The sequence below is a fragment of the Curtobacterium sp. MCLR17_034 genome, assembly GCF_003234485.1.
In the GTDB taxonomy this organism is placed as follows: domain Bacteria; phylum Actinomycetota; class Actinomycetes; order Actinomycetales; family Microbacteriaceae; genus Curtobacterium; species Curtobacterium flaccumfaciens.
Genome location: NZ_QKTH01000027.1, coordinates 24,994 through 33,680, shown reverse-complemented (window position 1 = coordinate 33,680; position 8,687 = coordinate 24,994). Strand labels below are relative to the sequence as shown.

Below are 8,687 nucleotides of genomic sequence, written 5' to 3'. Positions count from 1 at the left end.
CAAAAGGAATTGCTTCATGACCCGGTCAGCAAGCCGACCAGGCACGAGGTCAATCAATAAATTGGCATTGACAATGTGCACGCTGTTGAGTTCTCAAGGACCAGACGCACTCCCCGCTCGACCCCGAAAGGTTCCGCCAGAAAGGCATTCGTCTTGTTCCACCTTCAGACACGTCGAATCACTTCGACTTCTTCAGGGGAATGTTGCCTGAGCGGGACCCCGTCCGGACTGCGCATCCAGGGCTTGCACCCTGTGACCGTCTCGGCCGTTCCGTTCTCCGCCTCAGCGGCAACGAGTGATTACTTTACACACGCCCCGGGGGCCCTGCCAACCGTCGCCCCTCCCGGGCGTGTCGCAGTCGGGTGAACGGCACGTGTCCCCCGGGTTTCCGGCGATCGACGGGGTGAGCGCGACCCCGGGAACGACGGAAGGCACGGTGCGAACCCGCACCGTGCCTCCCGAACGAACGAACGAACGAACGAACGAACCGGGCCGACCTACTCGGCCGCGGCCAACTGGCCGCACGCCCCGTCGATCTCCTTGCCGCGGGTGTCGCGCAGGGTCGTCGGGATGCCGGCGGCGTTGAGTCGGCGGACGAACTCGTCCTGCACGTGCACCTCGGACGAGGTCCACACCGAGCCCGGCGTCGGGTTGAGCGGGATCGGGTTGACGTGCACCCACCCCTTGCCGCGCTTGTTGAGCTTCTCGGCGAGCAGGTCCGCTCGCCAGGCGTGGTCGTTCATGTCCTTGATGAGCGCGTACTCGATCGAGACACGACGGCCCGTCTTGACGTAGTAGTTGTGCGCGGCGTCGATCGCCTCGTCGGCCTTCCAGCGCGAGTTCACCGGGATGAGCTCGTCGCGGAGCTCGTCGTCGGGAGCGTGCAGGGACAACGCGAAGGTGAGCGGGATCCCTTCGTCCGCGAGCTTGATCATCGCCGGCACGAGTCCGACGGTCGACACCGTGATGCCGCGGGCACTCATGCCGAGACCGTTCGGCTGCGGCGCGACCATCAACCGCACGGCGTCCATCACCCGCTTGTAGTTCGCGAGCGGCTCCCCCATGCCCATGAACACGATGTTCGTCACGCGCTCGGCGTCGACGCGGTCGTTGCCGCCCTTGCGGGGATCACCCCCGAGCTCACCAGCGGCGATCGCGGCGTTGGCCCGGACGATCTGCTCGATGATCTCGGCGGTGGACATGTTGCGGGTCAGCCCCGCCTGGCCGGTGGCGCAGAACGGGCAGTTCATGCCACACCCGGCCTGGGACGAGACGCACAGGGTGATGCGGCCCGGGTAGCGCATGAGGACCGACTCGACCAGGGCGCCGTCGTGCAGCTTCCAGAGGAACTTGATCGTGTCGCCGTTGTCCGTCGCCAGCCGCCGGGTCTCGGTGAGGAGCGGCGGCAGCATCCCGGCGACGAGCTGCTCCCGCTGGGCGGCGGGCAGGTCGGTCATCTTGGCCGGGTCGGACGTGTAGTGCTGGAAGTAGTGGGTCGCGAGCTGCTTGGCGCGGAACCCGGGCAAACCCAGTTCCTTCACGCGAGCCTCGCGTTCCTCGGCCGTCAGGTCGGCCAGGTGCACGGGCGGCTTGCCACGCTTCGGGGACGCGAACTGCAGCAGCGGGCGACCGTCGGTGTCGGTGGCCTGCTTCCAGCCCTCGGTGCGCGGGCGCACCTGCGGACGAGCAGACTGCTGCTGTTCGAACGGGGTGCGGGTGTCGGAAGCCATCACTCCAGGATACGGGAGGCCCGTGATCGGTGGGGACGCCCCGTCCGGGTGGTCCTGGTGGTCACCACCACGGCCCCACCACGGCTGGTCGGGTCAGCTGCCGGCGGGCAGGACGCGCGCGAAGTGGTGCGCCGCCGAGTACATCGGGACGATGTCGACGACCTCGCCCGGGTGCGGTGCCTGCAGGACGAGTCCCTGGCCGAGGTACAGGCCGACGTGGTCCTCGTCGTCGTACACGACGAGGTCGCCCGGCAGCGCCTCGGACTCGGGGATCGTGGTGGCGACGGCGTCCTGCGTCGGCACGTAGTGCACGAGCTGGATCCCCACCGCCTGGTACGCGACCATCGTGAGCCCGGAGCAGTCGATGCCCGCGTGGCTCGCGCCGCCCTCGACGTACGGGTCCCCCATGTACTGCAGGGCGGTCTGCACGATCGTGGCCCGGTCGCCGCCGGCCGAGAGTGCGGCGGACAACGCGGACTGTGCCTGCGCGGTCGTCACCCCGAAGCGGAGGTCGAGCGTCGGGTACGACACGATCGTCGTCGTGGTGGTCATGCCGTCGGTGGAGACCACGGGGACCTGGACGTCGTGCGCCACCGTGAAGGTCTGGGCGGCCTGCGCCGTGGTCGTGCCCGAGCGGGTGTCCGCGGGCAGGGTGTCGGCGTTCGCGGGCAGGGCGAGCGTCAGGCTCGAGGTCACTGCGATCGCGGGGGCGAGCAGGATCGCGGCACGCTTCGCGTTCGCGGAACGACGGATGTGCCGCGGGTCGACGGCGCGCTCGGCACGCAGGGTGGCGGTCCGGCTCAGCACCGCACTGCCGGCCGACGACGCGACGGGGGCGGGACGCGGTTGCATGCGCACGGTCCGGGCCGGCTTCGGGTGCTCGACGAAGGTGGAGCGGGCGGCCGCGGGGCCGAGGGCCGAGCGGCGACCACGGGGACGGGACTGCTGCGTGTCCGGCGTCAGCGGCGCGGGGTCGACCGCGGGGTGCGTGTGCGTTCGCGCGGGCTGACGGTCGTCGGCTGCTGCAGGCAGGGTATGGCGTCCCATGGGTCCTTCCGGGTCGGGACCACTCGGCGGTCCGGAAAGTAACGTATTGGTCACGACGGTGCTCGCGGCTGGGCAGCGCCGGAGTGTTCCTGCGGCTGGTCACAGGAACGAGCACCGCTCGCAGGCCACTCCGACGGCACGCACCGGCGTTCCGGAGCCGGCCCGCGGCGGTGGACCCGGGCTCAGACCGGCGTGACCCGCATGACGGCGGCGATCCGGGCCTCCCGGTCGGCGGCCAGGCGGTCGAGGCGAGCCGACAGCGCGACGACCGATGCGTCCACCGGGCTGTCCCCCGAGATGTCCCCCGGGATCGGGACACCGGCGCGCACCGCGAGTGGCAGGACGCCCGCCCAGACGGAGTGGTCCTCGCCGTCGGCCGGGTCCTCGCCGACACCGTGGGCGCGGACCTTGACGCTCGCGCGGTCGAGGGGCAGCTGGAGGACCTGGGTGGCGCGGACCTCCTTCGCGGTCATCTCGCGCACCTCGGCTCGGCGGCCCGGCATGAGGTGGTCGGCCACCTGCCAGAGGGCTTCGGCGCGGAGGTCGGTCGGCACCACGGTCGCGCGCCCGGCGATCATCGCGCTGCGGTAGTTCGCCGAGCTGTCGTTGGTCGAGCGTGCGAAGACGAGGCCGTCCAGGTGGGTGACGGTGGCGGCGACCGGGACGCCCTCGGCGCCGGCGTCGAGGAACAGACCGCCACCGGTCGAGCCGTGCAGCAGCAGGACGGGACCGTCGCCGAGGTCCCCGACGGCGCAGAGGAACGGCAGGACGACGGGGTGGCCGCCGCGGACGATGCCGACGTGGGCGAGGTGGGCCTCGGCGAGGATCGCGCGCAGGACGGCGGGGTCGTCGGACTGGCGGTCGCGCAGGCGGCGGACGCGGAGCGAGGGGTCGTCGGCGGTCGGTTCTGGTTCGGGGCTCGAGGTGGGCATGTCGTCACGCTAGGGTCACCAGTGGTCCGGCGCCTGGACCAGATCGGGGCGATCACGGTGGACCAGTCGAGCAAGGTGTCCGGTGTGGTGGCACGGGTACGTGGGATGGTGCACGACGGCACCCTGCGCGAGGGCGATCCGTTGCCGTCGACGCGGGCGCTGGCGGCGGAGCTCGGGGTGGCCCGGGGCACGGTCGTCGCGGCGTACGAGCAGCTCGACGGCGAGGGGTACCTGCGGACGCGGCACGGTGCCCTCGCCCGGGTCGCGGCGAGTGTGACGGTGGACGCGGGCATGACGCCGGATTCGGCTCCGGTCGGCGCCCGCTCCCCCGATCCGGACGGTCCGGACCCGACGTCCTCGCTCATCGACTGCCGTCCGGGCATCCCCGCCGTCACCGCCATCCCGCAGCGGGACTGGCGGGCAGCCTGGCACGCAGCGGCGTCGGCACCGCTCCGGAACGCGATCGCGGACCCGCTCGGCTCCCCCGACCTGCGCGCACAGGTCGTCGCCCAGCTCGGCCTGACCCGCGGGTTCACGACGTCGGTCGACCGGGTGCTCGTGACCGCGGGGACCTCGGAGGCGCTGTCGCTCGTCACCGAGGCGCTGCGGGGGCTGCTGGGTCGCGCTCCCGTCGTCGCCGTCGAGGACCCCGGCTACCGCACCGGACACCGTGCGGTCACGAGTGCGGGCGGGTCCCTGGTGGGCGTCCCGGTCGGCGAGGACGGCCTCGACCTCGACGCACTCGAGGCCGCCGGACCGGTCGACGCCGTCCTGGTCAGCCCGACCCACCAGTACCCGCTCGGATCGGTGATGCCCGTCGCCCGGCGCCGGCGGCTCCTCGCCTGGGCCGCCACCACCGGCACCGTGGTGGTGGAGGACGACTACGACTCCGAGTTCCGGCACCGCGGCGCGCCCGTGCCCGCGCTGGCCGCACTCGACGCCGAGGGCGTGGTGCTGCACGTCGGCGGCTTCTCGAAGACCCTCGACCCCCGGCTGCGCTGCGCGTACGTCGTGCTGCCGATGGTCGCAGCGACCGGTTCCCCGGTGACGGAGGCGGTGCTCGCCGCTCGTCGGGCTCGGGGCGCGGTCGTCGCCGAACCGGTGCAGGCCGCGCTCGTGCACCTGCTGCGGACGGGTGCGCTGCGGCGACACCTGGGTCGGGTCCGGCGGGACTACACGCACCGCCGGGCCCGGATTGCGGCTCGGCTCGGCGGCGTCGCCGGCCTGGAGGCTCGTGCTCTGAACGGCGGGCTGCACGCGGTGGTCACGTGGTCGGGTCCGACCACCGGGGCGGAGATCACGCGTCGGCTGGCGGACGCCGGGGTGCTCGTGGCGTCGCTCGAGGAGTACGGGCTCGCTCCCGGCAGCACGCCGCCGGGCATCGTGTTCGGCTACGGCGCCGTGACACTGCCGGAGCTCGACCGGGCGCTCGACGCCCTGGTGACGGCGGTCACGGGACCCTGATCAGGGTCGTCAGCCGCCGTACTGGGCGGTGCCCACGACGTTCGACCCGGCACCCCGGCACGCGGTGATCAGGGTCCGCCCGACGAGTTCCCACTCGGGAGTCATCTCGAGCGCCGGCCCGGACTTCGGTGCGGGGTGCGCGTCGAGGTACTCGTGCGCGTAGTCGATCGCGTCGTCGAGCTCCTCGTCGCTGCTCGACAGGTGCTCGTAGCCGAAGCGTTCCGCCGCGATCAGTGCCTGGTACTGCGCCTCGGAGAGATCGCCCTGGCTCCGCCCGACCGTCGCGTTCAGCGAGATGGTCGTCAGCGCACTGATCTGGCCGCAGATCGCCGCAGCACTCCGGTCCTCCTCCATCGGGTCCGTCGCGCCGCCCGCGGGCTGGGCGTCCGAGGTCTCCGAGGTCGCCTTCGGAGTCGACGTCGGCCGCGCCGCTGCGTCGGCGCCGGCCGAGCAACCGGCGAGCGAGCCGGACACGAGGACCGCGCTCACGACGACGAGGGGCAGTGCGGACCGGAAGGAGACCATGGACGACATCGTGGCAGCGCCGTGGTGCCGTTCGCGTCGTCGTGTCCCGATCGAGACCTCGCCGAGACCGGATCGTGAGCTTGCGTCAGCGGGAGTCGGCGGTACCGTTCTTCCGGGCGTTCACGAGGTCGGCGAGCGAGGGTTCTCCGGCGTCGCCGGGCAGTGCGTGTCCGCGACGGGCGGCCTTGCGGACCTGTCGGTAGGTGGTGACGTGCAGGGGGTCCACGCCGTCGGCGGACTCGTAGTTCGACGGGGCGGTGGTGGTGGGTGATTCGGTCATCGCGACGGACGGTACGCGTGCCGGGAGCCGCGGAACCACGTGCTGCGTTCCGCGGCCAAACGGCGGGCGCGAGAAGGACTGACGGGGCCGCGCCGGGCCTCCAGGGCGGTGTGGCGGGTTCGGCGGCGGGCGGGACCTGTCCGCGGAAGCGACAGACCTCGTCATCGCTGCGGCGACGGTCCCGTCAGGGCGACAGTGTGCCTCGAACGTTCGGTGGAACGCTGTCGCTTTCGCAGGACAGGCAGGGCGTGAGTCGGGTCAGAGGCTCGTCATGCCGCCGTCGACGCGGAACTCCGCTCCGGTGGCGTAGGACGACTCCGGGCTGGCCAGGTAGACCATGATGCCGGTGACGTCGTCGGGGGTGCCCGGGCGACCGAGCGGGGTGCGGGCGACGATCGCGGCTCGGGCCTCGGGGTCACCGGAGATCGCCGACACGAGGCCGGTCTCGGTGTAGCCCGGCACCACCGTGTTCACCCGGATGCCGTCCCGCGCGTAGGCCATCGCGGTCGCCCGGACGAGTGCGTGGATGCCGCCCTTCGTCGAGGAGTACGCCGCGAAGTCGGCGCCCTCACCGTTCAGGCCGGTCGGCGACCCCGTGGCGATGACCGACCCGCCGGTGCCGCCCGCGAGCATCGCCCGGACGGCGTGCTTGATCGTCAGGAACGTGCCGGTGAGGTTGACCGCGACCGTGCGGTCCCAGGTCTCGAGCGACAGGTCGGCGACCTTCGCGTCGTGGCCGAACAGCTGCACACCGGCGTTCGCGACCACCACGTCGGGGCTCGCACCACGGTCGGCCAGTCCGGCGAACCCCGCGGCCACGCTCGCCTCGTCGGCGATGTCCATCGTCAGTCCGACCGCGGTCGGACCGGCTGCGGCGGCGGCACCGGCTGCCGCATCGGCGTCGCGGTCGGCGTAGACGACGGTGGCTCCCTCGGCCACGAACCGGTCGGCGATCGCGCGGCCGATGCCGGACCCCGCTCCCGTGACGAGTGCGGTCCGGCCGTCGAGTCGTGCGGTCATGTGGGACTCCGTCCTCGGAGCAGCGCTGCTCCGTCACACCCATCATTGCCCAACCGGTTGACCGGTGCTAGGCATGCACCATGACCGCGACGTCGAACGACGAGATCGTGTCCGTCGGACCCTGGCGTCTGGCCCTGCGCGGAGCCGAACTCGCCGACGTCACGTTCCGGGGCGTGCTCGTCCTGCGTGCCGTCCGGTTCGTCGTCCGCGACCACGACTGGCGCACCGCCGACGACACGGTGCTGAGACGGACGGTGGACGGCGACGAGGGCCGCATCCGCATCGAGACCAGTGCACGGTACGACGGCGTCGAGGTCGTCCGCACCGTCCTCGAGGTCACGCTCGACGACGACACCCTGCGGGTCGCCGCGGTCGGGACGGTCGCACGGGCCTTCCGCCGCAACCGCATCGGACTCGTCGTCCTGCACCCGCCGACCCTGGCCGGGCAGCCGCTCACGGTGCGGCATCCGTCCGGTGACACCACCGCGACGGCGTTCCCGTTCTGGATCGCGCCGCACCAGCCGGCCGTCGCCGTCGCCGGGCTCGACTGGTCGGTGGGCGCGACCGCGCTGTCGCTCGACCTGACCGGTGACGTGTTCGAAACCGAGGACCAGCGGAACTGGACCGACGCCTCGTTCAAGACGTACTCGACGCCGCTCGCCGAGCCGTTCCCGGTCGCGATCACGCCGGGGACGACGGTGCGGCAGGGGCTCGCCCTGCGTGCGACGGCGGTCGGTCCAGCAGGTGGTCCGGGCACCCGGTCGGGAGGCGCGGCCTCCCCCGCCCCGGACCTCGCTGCGATCGACGGGCCGGGTCCCGGTGCCGTGGTCACGCCGCCGCCGACGCTCCAGCTGCTCGCGGGTTCGGCACCGGTCGCTGCGCGCCCGGACGACGCCGACCTGCTCCGCGGGTTCCCGATCCTGGTCGAACCGGTCCTCGGTGCCCCGAACGTCGAGGCGGTGCTCGCCTCGGCCCGGCGGGACGCGGGCGGCGCTCCCCTGGACGTCCGGTTCGTCACAGACGACCCGGTGCTGCTGCGCGCGGCGATCGACGCGGTGCTCGCGGGCGGGACGGTGGCTCGCGTCGGGGCGTTCGACCCGGTGTCGCACGTGACGACGTCGGCGCTGCAGCGGGCACTGCGCGAAGCGGTGGCAGCGGTCGGCGCGCTGGAGGTCGTCGCCGGTACCCGGGCCCACTTCACCGAGCTGAACCGGTCGATCGCGGTGTTCTCGGGCTGGGACGGCCCCCTGACCTGCAGCGTGACGCCGCAGATGCACGACCGGTCGCCCGAACAGGTGACCGAGTCGATCCGGATGCAGCGCTGGGTGGTGACCAGCGCCTCCAGGCTGGCCGCCGGCAGGGCGCTGCACGTCGGACCGGTGACGCTGCGGCCACGGTTCAACGCGGTGGCGACGGCGCCGACCCGGGTCGTGACGGACGCGACCGTCGAGCACGGGTACGGGCCGGAGACCGTTCCGGACGCGACCGACCCGGCGCAGCACACGCCGGCCGCCGAGCGGTGGTTCGCCGACGCGGTGCGGGCGCTGACGGTGCCGGGCGTGGCCTCGATCACGCTGACGGAGGCGTGGGGGCCGCGCGGGTTCGTGGCCGCCGACGGCACGGGGAACGCCCCGCCGGAAGGGGGTCGGCGGGGCGTTCCGGTCCGGGCGCGCTGACGGGTCGGCGCGG

8 protein-coding genes are annotated in these 8,687 nt (G+C 72.7%); 2 read left to right on the top strand and 6 right to left on the bottom strand.

Annotated elements, in window-relative coordinates; genetic code table 11:
- Positions 1-497 precede the first annotated feature (497 nt).
- The 3 genes from rlmN to DEI98_RS17730 form a co-directional block, all read right to left on the bottom strand.
- Positions 498-1,730 carry a 23S rRNA (adenine(2503)-C(2))-methyltransferase RlmN gene (gene rlmN, locus DEI98_RS17740; protein ID WP_017885785.1) on the bottom strand — a complete coding sequence of 411 codons (1,233 nt, stop codon included), beginning with the start codon at positions 1,728-1,730 and terminating at the stop codon, positions 498-500.
- A gap of 93 nt (positions 1,731-1,823) precedes the next feature.
- Complete coding sequence (locus DEI98_RS17735) at positions 1,824-2,777, bottom strand: C40 family peptidase (protein ID WP_084741318.1); 954 nt, start codon at positions 2,775-2,777, stop codon at positions 1,824-1,826.
- 182 nt (positions 2,778-2,959) lie between these two features.
- Positions 2,960-3,709, bottom strand: coding sequence for a pyridoxamine 5'-phosphate oxidase family protein (locus tag DEI98_RS17730; RefSeq protein ID WP_111096001.1), 750 nt, complete (start codon positions 3,707-3,709; stop codon positions 2,960-2,962).
- 21 nt (positions 3,710-3,730) lie between these two features.
- On the opposite strand from DEI98_RS17730, the gene DEI98_RS17725 reads away from it, so the two are divergent.
- Complete coding sequence (locus DEI98_RS17725) at positions 3,731-5,173, top strand: PLP-dependent aminotransferase family protein (protein WP_111101496.1); 1,443 nt, start codon at positions 3,731-3,733, stop codon at positions 5,171-5,173.
- A 9-nt stretch (positions 5,174-5,182) separates the two neighbouring features.
- Here the strand turns inward: DEI98_RS17725 and DEI98_RS17720 are convergent, their stop codons facing one another.
- The 3 genes from DEI98_RS17720 to DEI98_RS17710 all read right to left on the bottom strand — a co-directional run bounded on the left by DEI98_RS17720 (position 5,183) and on the right by DEI98_RS17710 (position 6,998).
- Positions 5,183-5,698, bottom strand: a complete 516-nt coding sequence (locus DEI98_RS17720) for a hypothetical protein (RefSeq protein WP_111101495.1) — start codon at positions 5,696-5,698, stop codon at positions 5,183-5,185.
- A gap of 85 nt (positions 5,699-5,783) precedes the next feature.
- Complete coding sequence (locus tag DEI98_RS17715) at positions 5,784-5,978, bottom strand: hypothetical protein (RefSeq protein WP_071406076.1); 195 nt, start codon at positions 5,976-5,978, stop codon at positions 5,784-5,786.
- A 258-nt stretch (positions 5,979-6,236) separates the two neighbouring features.
- Positions 6,237-6,998, bottom strand: coding sequence for an SDR family NAD(P)-dependent oxidoreductase (locus DEI98_RS17710; protein ID WP_111101494.1), 762 nt, complete (start codon positions 6,996-6,998; stop codon positions 6,237-6,239).
- Between the two features lie 80 nt (positions 6,999-7,078).
- On the opposite strand from DEI98_RS17710, the gene DEI98_RS17705 reads away from it, so the two are divergent.
- Positions 7,079-8,674 carry a hypothetical protein gene (locus DEI98_RS17705; RefSeq protein WP_111101493.1) on the top strand — a complete coding sequence of 532 codons (1,596 nt, stop codon included), beginning with the start codon at positions 7,079-7,081 and terminating at the stop codon, positions 8,672-8,674.
- Positions 8,675-8,687 lie beyond the last annotated feature (13 nt).

What these genes read in the sequence shown, in the direction of transcription:
- rlmN (WP_017885785.1), bottom strand. Translation starts at nt 1,730, where the DNA reads ATGGCTTCCGACACCCGCACCCCGTTCGAACAGCAGCAGTCTGCTCGT.
- DEI98_RS17735 (WP_084741318.1), bottom strand. Translation starts at nt 2,777, where the DNA reads ATGGGACGCCATACCCTGCCTGCAGCAGCCGACGACCGTCAGCCCGCG.
- DEI98_RS17730 (WP_111096001.1), bottom strand. Translation starts at nt 3,709, where the DNA reads ATGCCCACCTCGAGCCCCGAACCAGAACCGACCGCCGACGACCCCTCG.
- DEI98_RS17720 (WP_111101495.1), bottom strand. Translation starts at nt 5,698, where the DNA reads ATGGTCTCCTTCCGGTCCGCACTGCCCCTCGTCGTCGTGAGCGCGGTC.
- DEI98_RS17715 (WP_071406076.1), bottom strand. Translation starts at nt 5,978, where the DNA reads ATGACCGAATCACCCACCACCACCGCCCCGTCGAACTACGAGTCCGCC.
- DEI98_RS17710 (WP_111101494.1), bottom strand. Translation starts at nt 6,998, where the DNA reads ATGACCGCACGACTCGACGGCCGGACCGCACTCGTCACGGGAGCGGGG.
- DEI98_RS17705 (WP_111101493.1), top strand. Translation starts at nt 7,079, where the DNA reads ATGACCGCGACGTCGAACGACGAGATCGTGTCCGTCGGACCCTGGCGT.